Source organism: Chondrinema litorale, assembly GCF_026250525.1.
Classification (GTDB): Bacteria; Bacteroidota; Bacteroidia; order Cytophagales; family Flammeovirgaceae; genus Chondrinema; species Chondrinema litorale.
The window spans coordinates 1,795,182-1,811,832 of the sequence record NZ_CP111043.1; the positions used below are offsets into that span (position 1 = coordinate 1,795,182).

10 protein-coding genes are annotated in these 16,651 nt (G+C 34.3%); 4 read left to right on the forward strand and 6 right to left on the reverse strand.

Annotation, left to right across the window (positions count from 1 at the left end):
• Positions 1-273: 273 nt before the first annotated feature.
• On the forward strand, positions 274-2,247 hold the full coding sequence (locus tag OQ292_RS07515) for an FAD-dependent oxidoreductase (protein WP_284685437.1): 1,974 nt from the start codon (positions 274-276) through the stop codon (positions 2,245-2,247).
• Positions 2,248-2,292: 45 nt separating this feature from the next.
• On the opposite strand, the gene pruA is transcribed toward OQ292_RS07515, so the two are convergent.
• On the reverse strand, positions 2,293-3,918 hold the full coding sequence (gene pruA / locus OQ292_RS07520) for an L-glutamate gamma-semialdehyde dehydrogenase (RefSeq protein ID WP_284685438.1): 1,626 nt from the start codon (positions 3,916-3,918) through the stop codon (positions 2,293-2,295).
• Positions 3,919-4,008: 90 nt separating this feature from the next.
• Entirely contained in the window at positions 4,009-4,764 is a 756-nt protein-coding gene (locus tag OQ292_RS07525; protein WP_284685439.1) for a sulfite exporter TauE/SafE family protein, read from the reverse strand.
• A gap of 319 nt (positions 4,765-5,083) precedes the next feature.
• On the opposite strand from OQ292_RS07525, the gene OQ292_RS07530 reads away from it, so the two are divergent.
• Positions 5,084-5,920, forward strand: coding sequence for an energy transducer TonB (locus OQ292_RS07530; RefSeq protein ID WP_284685440.1), 837 nt, complete (start codon positions 5,084-5,086; stop codon positions 5,918-5,920).
• Between the two features lie 221 nt (positions 5,921-6,141).
• Positions 6,142-7,533: a Gfo/Idh/MocA family protein gene (locus tag OQ292_RS07535; protein ID WP_284685441.1), complete on the forward strand. Its 1,392-nt coding sequence runs from the start codon at positions 6,142-6,144 to the stop codon at positions 7,531-7,533.
• Between the two features lie 69 nt (positions 7,534-7,602).
• On the opposite strand, the gene OQ292_RS07540 is transcribed toward OQ292_RS07535, so the two are convergent.
• On the reverse strand, positions 7,603-9,975 hold the full coding sequence (locus OQ292_RS07540; RefSeq protein WP_284685442.1) for an ABC transporter permease: 2,373 nt from the start codon (positions 9,973-9,975) through the stop codon (positions 7,603-7,605).
• Between the two features lie 233 nt (positions 9,976-10,208).
• Here OQ292_RS07540 and OQ292_RS07545 point away from each other — a divergent pair, with 233 nt between their 5' ends.
• On the forward strand, positions 10,209-12,152 hold the full coding sequence (locus OQ292_RS07545) for a DUF294 nucleotidyltransferase-like domain-containing protein (RefSeq protein WP_284685443.1): 1,944 nt from the start codon (positions 10,209-10,211) through the stop codon (positions 12,150-12,152).
• A 49-nt stretch (positions 12,153-12,201) separates the two neighbouring features.
• Here the strand turns inward: OQ292_RS07545 and OQ292_RS07550 are convergent, their stop codons facing one another.
• The 3 genes from OQ292_RS07550 to OQ292_RS07560 all read right to left on the reverse strand — a co-directional run bounded on the left by OQ292_RS07550 (position 12,202) and on the right by OQ292_RS07560 (position 16,567).
• Positions 12,202-13,692: a hypothetical protein gene (locus tag OQ292_RS07550; RefSeq protein ID WP_284685444.1), complete on the reverse strand. Its 1,491-nt coding sequence runs from the start codon at positions 13,690-13,692 to the stop codon at positions 12,202-12,204.
• 129 nt (positions 13,693-13,821) lie between these two features.
• Complete coding sequence (locus tag OQ292_RS07555; RefSeq protein WP_284685445.1) at positions 13,822-14,520, reverse strand: hypothetical protein; 699 nt, start codon at positions 14,518-14,520, stop codon at positions 13,822-13,824.
• Between the two features lie 58 nt (positions 14,521-14,578).
• The gene (locus OQ292_RS07560; protein WP_284685446.1) at positions 14,579-16,567 is read right to left on the reverse strand and encodes a heparinase II/III domain-containing protein; all 1,989 of its coding nucleotides are present in this window, start codon (positions 16,565-16,567) and stop codon (positions 14,579-14,581) included.
• Between the last annotated feature and the right edge of the window lie 84 nt (positions 16,568-16,651).

Consider the following 16,651-nt stretch of genomic DNA (forward strand, 5'->3'; position numbering starts at 1 on the left):
TAGCATATAGAATTATTTTAGTCGAATTACTGAAAAAGGGAACAATTCATTACCTCACGTTTTTTATTAATAAAGGCTCCTACAGCTTTATTATAGTATTCTCAGGCTTATCTCATTTCTAATAACAGATAAATATTTACTGGCAAAAAAATTTTGCGATGTCAGTTTTATTTATGAAATTTAGTATGCATGCAGAGTAAATTCCGCATCTTAACCAATATGAAAATGGCAATTAGTCAAATTAACCGGTCATTTCAAGCAAAATCCGGTACAATGAAATTAGAATTGAATAGCAGACAAATTCAAATTTTAAAATCTGTTTGCGACACGCTCATCCCATCTATTAGCCAAAAAGACAAACACGAAACTTTCTGGGAATTAAAAGCAAGTGATCTGGAAATTCACGAAAAGCTAAGAGAGGTACTTGCTTTACAAAGCCAAAAAGATCAGGAAGAATTTAAAATGCTATTAAAAACTTTTGAGCTACCTCTCATTGGGCTTCTACTTTCTGGAAAATGGAATCAATTTGATAAACTCAATTTTGAGGCTAGAGAAAAATGGCTCCAAAATTTATCTAGCTCAACTATTCCAGCATTTCGAAAAGGTTTTCAAGCACTTAAAAAACTCACCTGTTTTTTATTTTATACCGATACTTCAGTAAAAGACCCTAACCCTAATTGGAAACATATTGGTTATCCTGGCCCTCTCTCCTCACCTCCCGATAAACCAAAAAGTTTTTATCCATTGGTATTTAATGATGAGGCAAACTTAAGCTGTGATGTAGTAATTGTTGGAAGTGGTGCAGGTGGTGGAGTTGTGGCAAAAGAATTAACAGAAGCGGGAAAAGATGTAATAGTTATTGACAAAGGAAGCTATTTTAATGAGGCTGATTTTAATCATAAGGAAACTGAAATGATTAGCCAGCTTTATGAAAAAAGTGGAGCACTAACCAATAAACAAGGCTCTATGTCAATTTTTGCAGGTAGTTGTTTAGGTGGTGGAACGGTTGTTAATTGGGCGGGTACCATCCGTACTCCTGACTATATTTTGGATGAATGGGCTAAAGAACATCAAGCTTCTTGTTTCTTATCTAATGAGTTTAAAAAAAGCTTAGATCAGGCTGAAAAGAATATCTTTACTAATACAGATCAAGTTGCTGTAAACCCACAAAATAGTAAGCTTAAAAATGGCTCAGAAAAATTGGGACATTTATATAAACCCATTCCTCAAAATGTTGTAATCGATAAAAATGAAGACCAGCGATTAGTGGGTTACTCCTGCTTTGGCGATCAACATGGCTTTAAGCAAAGCACCTTAAATACCCACTTAGAAGACGCTCGTAAAAATGGTTGTCGCTTTTTAGTAAATACAGAAATTGAAAATGTAATTATCAAAAATGGAAAGGCAACAGGTGTTTATGGTTGGCAAACCCATAGTGATGGACAAAAAACACGAGTAAGTGTTTTTGCTAAAAAAGTAGTTATAGCCGCTGGTGCTATCCATACCCCAGCTATTTTAATGAGAAGTGGATTGCAACATAAACATATAGGTAAAAATTTACACCTCCACCCTGTAATGGGAGTGTGTGGTATTTACGAAGAAGAGATAAATGGTTGGTGGGGCGGAATGATGACGATTACCAATGACCAATTCACAAACCTAGATGGCAATTATGGATTTAAAATCGAAACTCCTCCTGCTCATACTGGATTAATCGGCTCCTCACTTCCTTGGCAATCTGCCACACAACATAAAGAGATGGTTTTACAAGCTAAACACATGGCTAACTTTATCATTTTAGCCAGAGATAAGTTTGGTGGAAAAATAACTTTAGACAAAGAAAACAATCCTGTAATCGATTATAAGCTAAGTAATTACGATTTAAACCACTTATTGATTGGAATTAAAGAGGGAGTTAAAATACATCTGGCAGCAGGTGCTCAAAAAGCGCATTTCTTGCATAACCAATTACCAGCCATAGAAACATCAGATTTAAACAAGCTTGATGAAATTGTAGACTCTCTTTCTTGGAAAGAAAATCAATACAATCTCTTTTCTGCTCACCAAATGGGAAGTTGCAGAATCGGAGGTAATAAAAAATTACACCCACTATCACCAGAAGGTGAAACTTATGAGGTAAAAGACTTATTTGTGATGGATGCTAGTGCATTTCCAAAATGTAGTGGTGTTAATCCGATGCTAACCATTGAAGCACTCGCCCATTACCTATCACAAGGTCTTAAATAAAAAAAGCAGCCTTTTCAGGCTGCTTTCCATTCATTATAATATATCTTATCCCATAAATGGATATCTGAAATCTGTTGGCGGTACAAATGTTTCTTTTATAGTTCTTGGTGATACCCAACGTAATAAGTTAAGTTTAGAACCAGCTTTGTCATTTGTTCCAGAACCTCTACTTCCACCAAATGGTTGTTGTCCAACAACTGCACCTGTTGGTTTATCATTGATGTAGAAATTACCTGCAGAATGAGTTAATGATTTTGCAGCTAACTCAATTGCATAACGATCTTGCGCAAAGATAGAACCTGTTAATGCATATGGAGAAGTATTATCTACCATATAAAGTGCTTCTTCAAATCGTTCAGCATCATATACATAAATGGTAAGTACTGGGCCAAATATTTCTTCTACCATAGTTGTAAACTGATTGTCTTCAGCTTTAATGATAGTTGGCTCAATAAAATACCCTTTAGATTTATCGTAGTTTCCACCAGCTACTATTTCGGCTAATGGAGATTCTTTTGCATTATCTATATAACCTGCAATTTTATCGAATGCTCTCTCGTCGATTACAGCAGTAAAGAAATTGCTAAAATCTTCTGGAGAACCCATTGTAATTTCTTTTGCATCTTCTATTAAATAGGCTTTTACTTCTTCCCATAGATTCGAAGGAATATAAGCTCTAGAAGCTGCTGAACATTTTTGTCCTTGGAACTCGAATGCACCGCGAATAAGTGCTGTTGCTAATGCTCTTGCATCTGCAGATTTATGTGCGATTACAAAGTCTTTTCCACCGGTTTCACCAACTATACGTGGATAGCTTTTGTACTTATCGATATTTGTACCGATAGTTTTCCATAAGCTTTTGAAAACAGCAGTACTACCAGTAAAATGTAAACCTGCAAAATCAGGATGGTTAAATATCACATCACCAGCAACTGGTCCATCAACATAAATTAAGTTAATTACACCGTCTGGTACGCCTGCTTCTCTAAATACTTCCATCACAACTTGCGCAGAGTAAATTTGAGTATATGCAGGTTTCCAAACCACTGTATTACCCATTAAAGCAGGTGCCGCAGGTAAGTTGCCAGCAATTGCAGTAAAGTTGAATGGAGTAATTGCGAAAACAAACCCTTCTAATGCTCTTTGTTCTAGTCTGTTCCAAATGCCTCTAGAAGATTCTGGTTGCTCTTGATAGATTTCTGTCATGTATTGCACATTAAACCTTAAGAAATCTATTAACTCACATGCTGCATCAATCTCTGCTTGATAAGCAGTTTTCGATTGTGCTAACATTGTTGCTGCATTAACTTTAGCTCTATAAGGCCCTGCAAGCAAATCAGCAGCTTTTAAAAATATACTAGCTCTGTGCTCCCACGACATTTCTTCCCAAGCCTTTTTAGCTCCAAGTGCAGCATTTACAGCTTGTTCTACATGGCCTTTATCTCCTTCTGAAAAATAACCTAAAACGTGTTGGTGGTCATGTGGAGGGTTTAATGGTAATTTTGTATCAGTAAATATTTTCTGGTCGCCAATGTACATAGGCACATCCACCTCTTCGGCTCTCATCTTTTCCAGCATCGCTTGCAATTCAGCTCTTTCCGGTGAACCTGGCGCATAAGATAGTACCGGCTCATTTACAGGCTTTGGTACATTAAAGAATCCTTTTAGCATGTCTTTATTATTTTATTATTGATTTACTTTTTGCAAATGTATAAAAATTATAGGTGCGACAAACGACATAAAGGCGCTCTTTAGACTCCACTAAAAAATTAAGGCTAATGCAGAAATAGTGGTTACAATAATTACGAATAATCTATAAGCTTTTTCTGGAATTTTTTTCACTACATATACTCCAAGAAAAGCACCAATTACTACTGCTGGAATTAATACCAAATCCAGTATAAATGTATCTGGTGTTATGGTTTTCCAGAAAATTACATGTAAGGGTACTTTAAACAAATTAATTATCAGAAAAAACCAAGCTCTGGTACCGATAAATTCATTTTTGGGCATATTCATCGCAAGCAAGTATATGGCCATTAATGGCCCAGCCGCATTGCCAACCATAGTTGCAAAACCACCAGCTAAGCCAGCCAGACCGGCAAGCCACCAGTAATCTGGCACTTTCATAGACTTACCTTTACTAGTTTGCCAAACCATTAAAATAATAGTAATAATAATGATGACAGCCAATATTTTTTTAAACTGTACATCAGATATATTATCACCCACATATAATCCTAAAAATATACCTGCTATAGCCCATGGAAGCAATTTCCAAAGGTGTTTCCACTCAGCATGTCTGTTATAATATTTTACAGCAATTATATCTGCAATTACCAATACAGGAAGTAAAACTCCTGTAGAAAGTTTGCCACCAAACACATGTGCCAATAATGGAACTACTGCCAGTCCCATACCAGCAACACCCATTTTAGACATACCTACCAGAATTCCACAAATAAAAAATAGTAACCAGCTTAAAGGACTTAGTTCAAATGAGTTGAGAAATTGCATTATACGCGATACCTGTTTTTAAAATTTCGGCAATTTGCTAAAATTTCAATAAAACATCCTAAAACTTCTTAAAAACATAAGTGAAGTACCACAATAATGCATTTAAGCTAACAAGATATAGATGTGTATTTTGCCCTAAAAAAGCCTAATCCTTTACGATTTTCCAATAAATATGTTCTCGGAAAACTCTTCAATTTCACTGATTTAAATCATTCAAATTCCGACTCTTTGATCATAGAAATTCAATAAAAATTAGGGTAAATATGATATACAGTTAAGACAACAACTGAAATCAATATTCACCTTAATTCTTATTATCATGTTACAATTACTGAAAATACTCGGACTACCAGGCGTGTTAATTGTCTTTTTCTCTTTAATTGTTTTAAGCATTGCTCTTGTAAAGCTTTTCTTTAGATATGAGAAAAAACATGTGTTAATCCATCACCCTGAAAGTAAAGTATTAGTTAAAAAATATACTGAAGTAGATGAAGCAGCTTACAAGCCGCTCATTTTTAGAGTTGCTTTAATAATCACACTACTTTTTACTATATCTCTTTTTGAATTTCCTGTATACGAAGAAGCTACTTTAGTACAGCTTACCTCAGACAGAGAAATTGTAGACGAAATGTATGAGATACCTCCAACAGAACAAAAACAACCTCCTCCTCCAAAAGTGAAAAGTCCACAAATTGTTGAGGTGGCAGATGAAAAAGAAATTGAATATGAAATTGAGATAGATCTTGACATGGAAGCTGATGAAGAAACTGTGATAGAAGAAGCTCAAGAAATAGCAATTGAAGAAATGGCTGAGGAAGAGGAAGAAAAAACTGAAGAAATATTTATGATAGTAGAAGAACCTGCCGAACCTGTAGGTGGTTACAAAGAATTCTATGCCTATGTAAGTGAAAACTTAAAGTACCCAAGAAAAGCCCTTGAGGTTTCTGTAAGCGGTAAAGTTTATATAAAATTTATTGTTGACAAAGATGGTTCTCTTACCAATTTAGAAGTTGCCAGAGGCATTGGTTACGGTTGTGACGAAGAGGCAATTAAAGTATTACAGAATGCACCTAAATGGAAACCAGGTAGACAACGTGGTAGAAATGTGAAACAACAAATGATTATCCCGATAGTGTTTAAAATGGCAGAAATGTAATTGAAAATAAAACCTAAAATACCTTAAGAATAAAATGAGAGGTTTAAAAAAATGACGTATTACTGGCATTCAAAATAAGGTTTTAGGTTATCAATAAATATTTTCAGTAATGATAGAAAAGGCCGGAATCTATAATTCCGGTTTTTTTTATGCATTTTTTGTGCTGTGTATTTAAATCAGTAATTTAAAAGACTGATTACAAATAAACGGACTCAATATTTATGAAAAAGAACAACAGAAGAAGCTTTGTAAAAAAACTAACGGCAGGCACAGTAGCTTCAACCATGTTACCTCACTTTATATCAGCTAATGATGGCAGTAACGAAATTATCCCTCTCAAAAAATACCCTAAGGTTTCCGCTAACGATAAGGTAAGAGTTGGCTTAATTGGAACCGGTATAATGGGTTTTAGCAATTGCTCAACCACACTACAATGCCCCGGAGTTGAACTTGCTGGTGCTTGTGATTTGTATGGCGATCGATTAATAAGAATAAAAGAACTTTATGGTAAAGACCTTTACACTACCACCAAATACGAAGAGTTACTCGACAGAGATGATATTGATGCTGTAATTATCTCTACTACAGATCACTGGCACGATAAAATTACCATAGAAGCACTGAACAAAGGCAAACATGTTTATTGTGAGAAGCCAATGGTTCATAAGTTAGAAGAAGGCCAAGCAGTAATTGATACTCAGAAAAATACTGGAAAAGTATTACAAATTGGTAGCCAGCGAGTAAGCTCTATTATGCACAAAAAAGCAGCTGAGCTTTACAAAGAAGGTAAAATTGGCCAACTGGTAATGGTTGAAACATGGAACGACAGACAATCTGCCCTTGGCGCATGGCAATATTCTATCCCACCAAATTTCACAGAAAAAGACATTGACTGGAAAAGGTATCTGGGAGACGCTCCTAAAGTTGCATTTGACCCACTTCGTTTTTTCCGATGGAGAAATTATCAAGATTATGGAACAGGTGTAGCAGGTGATTTATTTGTTCACTTATTTTCGGGTTTACATGTAACACTCAACTCTAAAGGACCTGAAAGAATTTTTGCTACTGGCGGGTTAAGATACTGGAAAGATGGTCGAGATGTGCCTGATGTAATTATTGGTAGTTACGATTACCCAGAAGCTCCAACTCACCCAGCATTTAATGTACAAATGAGGGTGAATTTTATTGATGGAAGTGGTGGTGGATCTATGCTAAGGTTAATCGGCTCTGAAGGAGTAATGACTTTAGGTTGGAACTCTATTAGCATTACCAATAGCAAAATGTCTGAAGCACCGGGCTATGGCGGCTGGGATACATTCCATACTTATTCTGAGCAAACTCAAAAAGAATTTAAAGAATGGTATGATGCTAAATACCCGCCTTCGAAATTTAAAATGCAAGAACCAACAGAACTGGTTTATAAAATCCCTGAAGGTTATAGCGATCATTTTGACCACCACATGAGCTTTTATGATGGCATTAGAAACAATACACCAATTGTTGAAGATGCCTCTTTTGGATTAAGAGCAGCAGGACCAGCATTGGCATCTAATGTGAGTATTTTCGAGAAGAAAATTGTAAACTGGGATGCTAATAAAATGAAAATGGTATAAACCCAAATCCACAGAAAAAGCCCCGATAAAATGACTTTATCGGGGCTTTTCATTTATAAGTAATGTTGATTAATTATCTTTTAAAGCTTTTACTGGGTTTTCTATAGCCGCGCTATAAACTTTATAACCGATAGTAAAACCACAAAGTATAAACATTAAAAATATACCTCCAATAAAAGCGAAAACATTCATATCAATATATTGCTCGTATACACTTGCCAACAGCATATCTACTAAATAATACGCAGCCACAGAACCTAATACCGAGGCGATTGACAGAATAATTAAAAACTCTCTATTGATTTTATGTGCTATATTAAATGCACTTGCTCCTAATACTTTTCTAATACCTAATTCTTTGAGTTTCTTTAAGATGTTTAATGAAACCATTGTATATAGACCTGTTACAGAAAGCAGTGTTGCAATGATGGATAGGTAAATAAACATCAGTTTTATATTGTTATTCACTGTATAGGCTTCCTGAATATTTCCCTCTAAAGACCTATCTATAAAAGGCCTATCTATTATTACCTTAGACCAAGATTTTTTCAAAAAGTCCCTCATCTCAGGAATATCCTGCTGAGCCACTTTAAAAGTTAGATAATTGAAATTCTCTTCTTTTACTGGTCTGAAAAAAGTTGGATAAACTGGGCCCCAAAAGCCTCTTAAATAAATATCTTTTACCACACCTACAATGGTTAATGGCAATGTATCATTCAATACCACTCTTTCACCAACTGCTTCAGTAATGCCATAATCTTTTAAAAACTGTTCATTTACAATGATAGATTCGTTACGATCTGTAGCAGAGTTTTCAATAAAATCTCTTCCCTCAATCAGCTTAATATCCATGGTTTTTATGTAATTCGTACCCACCATTAAGCCATCGATATCTTGCTTTCTTTCATTGTACCCTATATTCATGCTTTGCCAATCCCATGAGATGTAGTTTTGAGAACCTGCCAAACTCAATATTTTAGGGTGTTGTATCAATTCATTTTTTAATGCATTGTATTCTTCTTGGCCATTTATTGAAGTAAATATTGTTTGGTCTTTGTCAAAACCCATGTCAAGCGTACGCTGGTATTCTGCATTCTGAGTAAAGATTACACCAGCAATTAATGCGATAAGAGAAATACTAAATTGTAGTGTAAGCAGCGTACGTGTAAAGTTGTTGGTGCCACTTAATTTTAAACTGCCTTTTAATATTCCGGCTGGTTCAAACTTACTAATAAACAGTGCCGGATACGAGCCTGCAAAAAGAGCTGTTACCATTAGTAATGCACCTAAGAATAGCAAAAAGTCAAGATTGTCTGTATAACTCAGTTTAATATCGAGAAAGTCCCATAATTGACTGTATGATGGCACAAATACTTCTGCTATTACCAAGCCCGCCACTAAAGCCATAAAACAAAGCAAGAGGTTTTCTCCCATAAATTGTAAAATTAACTGAAAGCGATTTCCACCTAATACTTTTCTAATACCAATTTCTTTTAACCTCTTGGCTGCAATCGCAATGGAAGTATTCGTAAAGTTGAAGCAAGCAATTAATAGAATTAAAGCAGCCATTACATTCGGAGCAATTACTGCCGCCGGATTCAGCGCTTCCCATAAATATGCTTCTCTTACATCTTCCATATTCTGCGCCATTGTAAGAAATGGCTCTAGGTAATAGGCATTAATTTTCCAGTCTTCTCTTGCTTGATTTTGTATAGGAATATACTTGCCTAGTTGGTTTTCTATGGATTTATATTTTGAAGGATCATTTAGTGTAATGAATGTTACTTGAATTAATTGCTCCCAACTAGTATCATCAAATTCTCTTAGATCAACATAGTTTTCGAAGCGAGTGAGCGCTTCAAACCGGAAACTAGAATTGAGAGGTAGGTTTTTAAAAACACCAGCTACAGTGTATTCTTCTATCTTGCTATTGTTATGTTGAATAGTAATGCCTTTTCCAATCGGATTTTCATTAGGGAAAAATTTCTCTGCCTGTCTTTCGCTCAAAAGAATATTGCTCCTATCAGATAAAGCATTTTTATTACCTTTTACTATTTCTAGTGTAAATATGTCTGCAAAGTTTTCGTCTACATAACCCGTATAGGTAGGGAAATAATCATCGTCAAATTTATAATTTCCAGTAGTACCAGAGTACCTCACAAAATCTTCAACACCACTAATTTCGCTGGCAATGGCTGGTCCCATTGGTGCAGGAACAATGCCGTATTTTAATTCATTTCCATTTACATTTCTAAAACAATTTACTTTAAAAATTTTTTCTCCATTTTCATGAAAAGCATTAAACTCTGAATTGAATTCAAAATTAAGATATGCGACAATACAACATGCGATAGCAATGCCTAATCCTAAAATATTTGTAATTACAAAAAGCTTGTTTTTCCAGAGATTTCTGAGTGTAATAAGAATGTAATTCTTAAACATAAACAGGTAGGTTAAAAATTAAGACTTCAAAAACTTATAAAAAAGACGTGATTAAGCACGTAAGGTTGCACCATTTTTCTAAGCTGAATAAAGCGAATTAATCTCCTAATTTCACTAAAAAAATATAAAAGGAAATATTCTTATATAAGTGGATAAATAAGATTTCAGGATGATGAATATCATGTTAAATGCTCGAAACAATAATTATTTTGCAATGAATAATTTTTTTAAAATTGAATGCTATAGACCACGATTCGTATATTTTCTTTAAGCAATTTCAGCCTTTTAATCAATTACCTGACTTTGCATTACAATCTTTATGTAAAGATTTGCAGCTCACCTACTACGACGAAAATAAATATATTTTTAAAGAAGGAGATGCCGCACATGAGTTTGTATATGTTGTTAAAAAAGGTGCAGTTGCTATTACAAAAATTCAAGAAAGCGCTCAAAACGAAGTATTGGTTGATATTTGTGAAGAAGGTGACATCTTAGGTTTAAGAGTTTTGCTTGCTTCAGGTGATTATGTGCTTAATGCTAAGGTTAAAGAAGAAGCATTACTCTACTGCATACCTGCAAAAGTGGTTAAGTTACTAATGGAAAAATACCCAAAGGTTTCCTTGTTTTTTGCTGGTTTAATTGCTAATCAACTCCCTGAGCGCACTAAGAAAACTGCCCTACTGGACAACCACTACAACCCAAGTTATAATTTATCTAATCAAGAAAATGATTTTAAAATTGTACAAGGAGTAAAACAGGTGATTACCATTTCACCAGAAAGTAATGTGTTTGAAGCAGCCCAGTTGATGAAAACCAAAAACATTGGTTCTTTGCTTATAACAGATACTTCGCAATATCCTTTAGGAATTATTACTGATGCTGATTTAAGAAGAAAGATTGTAGCTGAAAATATTCAACCTTCTGCTGTATTGGTAAAAGAAATTATGAGCTCGCCAGTAATTACTGTAAATGAAACTCCAAAAGCTAGTGAGTTACTCATTTTAATGGCTCAAAAAAATATAAGACATTTTTGTGTAACTAAAGATGGAACCGACAAAAGTGAAATTTGTGGGATTATTTCAGAAAGAGACATAGTAGCTACACAAGGTAATAACCCTGCTGTAATCATCAGAAAAATTCAGCAAAGCAATAGTGTAGTCTCTTTAAAAGCATTAAGAGATACGACTGACGAATTACTACAAAGTTATTTGGAACAAGAAACTGCTCTACGCTTTGTTTTGGAAATTATTACTCAAGTAAATGATGCCATTATAGATAAGGTGATAAGCTTAGCAATTCAAGAATTAGAAACAAAAGGACTTGGTAAACCTCCAGTTTCATTTTGCTGGCTCTCATTAGGAAGCGAGGGAAGAAAAGAACAACTACTTAGAACTGATCAAGATAATGCCATTTTGTATGAAAATGTACCAACTGATAGTAAAGTTGATGAATCAGAGGTAAACAAATACTTTCTTGAGTTGGGCAAAATGGTAACAGAAATGTTATATGAAATTGGATTTGAAAAATGCCCTGGTGATATAATGGCCTCTAACAAAGCATGGTGTAGGCCTTTAGAAAGCTGGAAGAGACAGTTTGAAAGTTGGATATTAACTCCTGAGCCTAATGCTTTAATGCACAGTAATATCTTCTTCGATTTTAGACCTGTTTATGGCAATGAACAACTGGCTATAGATTTACAAAACCACATCTTTAGTTTAATTGATAAAGAAACCCGCTTCCTTACTTTCTTGGCAAACAATGCCATGTTAAACCCCACACCATTGAGTTTTTTCAGAAACTTTATCGTGGAAAAAGGAGGAAAATTTACCGACTTCTTTGACATTAAAGCCAGAGCCTTAATGCCTCTTTCAGATGCTGCCAGAGTTTTAGCTTATCATCATAAAATTCAATTGTACGGTAGCACCATTGAACGTTTTACAGAGCTAATTAAACATGATAATAAAAATGCTGATATTTATTCAGAAGCTTGTATGGCATTCGAAATATTGCTGAGAACTCGTGCAATCAATGCATTTGAACACCAAAATGCTGGTCGTTATATTGATATTAAGAAACTCAATAAACTACAGAAACAAACTCTAAAGAATATTTTCTCTTTAACAGATAAATTAAAGAAAATATTAAAAGTAAGGTTTAGAACTGATTTTATCAGATAAAAAAAGCCCTTTGCTTCACACAAAGGGCTTTTTTTTACAATATTCTTAATTACATCACAGGTTGGTTTCTTGAATCTTTCAAACCTAAAACTGCTCTGATATCTTTATCACTTTCGATTTGAATTTTCTCTTTATCAAATGAAAAATGATATTTAGGCATGGTCTGATTTTTTAAGTTTGAGAAATCTATTTGCTTAAACTTATCATTAGTAAATAACTGCAGCCAACTATTATCACCATTAGAAACTATCGCAAACAGTCTAGCTCCTTCATCAGGTACTAAACCTACTCTGTCCCAATCCGATTCAGGGAATTTAATTAGTGTTCTATTGTCTCCTAAAACCAAATACACTGACTTATCAACCATTTGACCAGTAAAATCTTTTTTATCCACAACAGGCCAATCGATATCAAATGTGGCTTGTACCACAATATTATCATCTTGCTTTAACAAATAGTCATAATTGTAAATACCCATCTGATTCACTTTAAATGAGCGATAAATACTTGCCATTTTCTGTGCTTTTATTTCTTCTTCTTCTAATGCTGTCAATGCTTCATCATAATTTTTCTTCCAGTAATCTGGACTGTGTCGCATCAAATATTTAAGTGGCATTACAGCTTCAATCTCAGTGTATAATTTATGGTACTCCTGCTCTTCTCCAACATTTTCTAACAACAAACCATATTTATTAGCACCATAATAAGTGAATTTCACAGTGTCTTCCCAATAAGACATCTCATTTACCCAGTTTGGAAAACTTTTGCGCTCATCAGTAAACCTCCAAAGAATTTGCCCTGCCGGATAATCTCGGCCATTATATTTTACCGGGCTATAAATATTTAAACCATATGTGCTCATACCATATGCATGCGCTTTCTTTTTAATAGTTGGATCGTCTCTTCTTTTACGAATCTCCCGACTATTATCATTCAGGTAAATATCAAGAAAGTTAAAGTATTCGAATACAAAATATTTGTTAGGATCATATGGAAACTCTTCAGGTCTTCTCTTCTCAATATCTTTTAACAAGTTCACTTTTTCAGTATTTACTTCGCTACCAGGCGTACCTTGCATAGCCCAATTTCTATTTTCTTCATCCAAATAGTAAAAACCATATCCGTCATCTTCTTGAAAAGAAGCTGTTTTTAAATCAATAGATTTTCCATTTTGTAAAAGGATGTTTTTACCGTCTTTTTCTGCTCGTATCTCAAGCATTCCAGCTGTCTGAAAAACATCTTCTTTTCCAAGCGAATCTTTAATCGTCATTGGAATTCCGGATAGTAAGATATCTGCAGCATCATGAAATTCTCTGTACATCACAGTTACTTCTCCTTTAATCACATTTCCTAAACTATCTGTAAAAGCATTGGCAGGAATTATAACCGATGAGCCAGATAGATAATTAATAACACCACCTTCATCTGCCGAAATAGTGTATTTGGCAAATTCAACATCCAAATTATTTACAGGAGGATTGATTAAAGGAGGGAGTTTTTCTTCTTTTTTACTACAAGAACAGGACAAAATAGTGTACATCAACAGCAGCGCTGCAGCTAAGGGGCTAATTGTTTTCATAAATGTGCTAATAAAGTTGACAAGTAAAAATCAACTTTCAAAAAGCATACTAATTCATTAATTTTCAACCAATTAGCAATCAGTAAGTTCTTATAATTGATATTTTGTAAAAAAGTCGAGTGCTATTGCTACATAATTGTACTGCTTACCCAAATACTTTTTACCATAGGGGAAATATGCATTGCTATTTAAAAACTCTTCAATATTAAGCTGAGAAGTTGATGACTCTAAACCTTGATTATAGGCTCTTGATAGAAAAACTACCCTATTCTCTATTAAATCAGTTTTATAAAGTTGCTCTTTTCCGGAATAAAGAGTGATAAAAGTTTTTAAATATTGAATTTGCCATTGCTCATCCTTCAAGCGTTTCAAACGCACTTTTCTTCTATCTTCTTCTGATAATGTTTTATCAAATCCAATTTCCTTATAAACGTGATCATTATTTATCAGCGCATAATTTTCAAGTGCTTCTATAAAAGATGGTTTCATTTGGAATGAGCCTATTGAAAAGTCTACTGTATTTGAGCCATACTGCGTATACAATATTTCCAACATGGTGGTTTCAAAAAAATCTCTCACCATTGAGTATCTAATTAATTCAGGAAAAACTATGGCGATAGCGACTTTTGTAGCAGTTGAATCTTGTTCAAAAATATTAAAAAAATTAACCTTGTTTTTTTCTACATACTCTAATGCATCATCGTAATCATCACCAAAAATTTTATGATAATCTTCTTCAACAAGAAAAAATGATGAAAGAGTAAATAGAATAAAAAGCAAAAATCTCATGCTGTTATAAACAGTTCAATAACAGAGATCATATTCAAAAATCAAACAAAATCTTTTTTTAATAACTTGATATTAGAAACTTCCAGTTCCCAGTTGGTTGTTTTAATTTATCAATCAGTTTAATTCTATTTAAACCATTTGCCCAAGTGCTTTTTAACCTGCCATTTTCATCACCTTCTAGGTTAATAGCTTCTTTTTCTACTTTAAACAATTCAGGATTGTAGTTGATATAAACAGAAAATTTTGTTCCAGCTTCATTGTAGACTAATCTAATTTCACCTGGTTCTGTTAATCGTACCTCACAAGGAGTAATGAGTGATAAGAAGGTGGTATCTGTTACTTTATTCAAGACAAACCTTTCAGATAGTGTTACATTTTTACCTCTATTTAGCTGAATGGTTCTTTTCCAACTCTTTATCTGGGCTTCTTCAGGGTAAGTTTTTGCAAGGTCTAAACTAAACTTTGCCATTCTAGAATTATGCCTATAATTCACTTCGTCTGCCTCAAACTTTCTGCCTTCTTTCTCCATTACTCCATTTACTGTTGGTAAATTGTGATAAGCAGATTGCATATTCCAGATTGTATACCGCTGATTACTAAAAGTTTTAGCTGTATAAGTTCCAACACCAGCATCTACTAACACAGGTTTTGCATTGTAATAAATTATAAAGTTACCTACATCATTATGATTGTGGCTTTCATTATTATGTCCACCTTTGGCAGCTATATAAAACCCAGTATTGTTTGAGTTAGACCGTGCAGCCATAATCTCAGATTCTGGTAGCCAAACATCTTTTGGAAAATTGAATTTCGTTTCACTCTCATACAAATTTTTATAATTTAAAAGAGCAAAAAGTGCTCTGTCAAGACTTACATCTGTAGCAAACTCACCTTCTTTTTTTGCCATGTATGCTCCAAACTGTTGCATTTGCACGTCGTTAATCCTTTTTCCATAACGGAAAATTAAATCGCTGCTTGGATTCATGCTGGCAGCTGCATCTGCAAAATTGATAAAGTAATTGTCGCCTATGTAAGCCTTGTAAATATAAGTCCCAATATTCTTGATAATTTCTTGGTCGTAGATATTAATTTTCCCATCAGTAGCACTATTTAGTAGTTCAAGACAATCGAATAGTGATGCACCTGCCCTTCCCCAATAAGATGGACCTTCATCACATCCCCCATCTCTAGGATATGGATTTAAAAAATTATCCAGCGCTTTCATAATCTTAAATACAGCCGCTGCTCTTTCTTCTTTATTATCTTCTAATAGTAATACTGCTGCTAACCAGTTTGAAGCAATCCAAGGATTCCAGTTGTTTACCTGATGCTGACTCTCACTAAAACCCATCCACCAAAAATCATCTCTTTTAAGAGTTGGCTCTAATATTCTTCTTTCAGTTTCAATTTTTATCCGCTCTCTTATTCGAGGAGAAACCACATCCAGCTTTTCACCAAGTAAATAATCTGTCCAAGCTAGCAAGTTAGCTGTTTGAGCAGCAAACAAATCTACAGTTGGTTCTAAAACATTTGGTAGCTCAGCATTTCCCTTTTGCAGATATAAATGAGCAGGAAGTCCCCAATAAGACTCATCGCAAATCAACCAGATGCCATTTACAATTTCTTCTGTAAACCTGCCTTTAGCTTCTAATAATTCAGCTAAAACTAAGTCTCGGAGATTATACCGTCTATCAAAATATTTTTTTTCGTAGTTTCTTCTATTTCCTGTTTTATGATACTCTAACAATTGGCTTGCAGTAAGAGAGGGCCAAGCAAACTCTAATGCTTCTTCTCCTTTTTTAATTAGTGTATTGTAAGCTTCTTCAGATAATGCTTCCTTATAGACTGAAGCATCTTTGGGAAATGGCTGCCACTCTTCAACAGGAATCAATATTTCATTGAGTACATTCTCAGAATAATACTTGCTAATTAACCATTGATCTGTTTGCGACTGGGCAATAGCATTAATTGTGGGATAAAACAGAATGAGTATCTGTATAAGCTGGAAAGAGTAGTAGTGTCTCTTTAGGTATGAAGGTAGTTTCATTTTCAATTTATCTTCTTGCTAATATTTATAGGGAAGATAAATAAAAAATCGGAATGAAAGAAAAATCAAAAAAAAAGCCCTCTA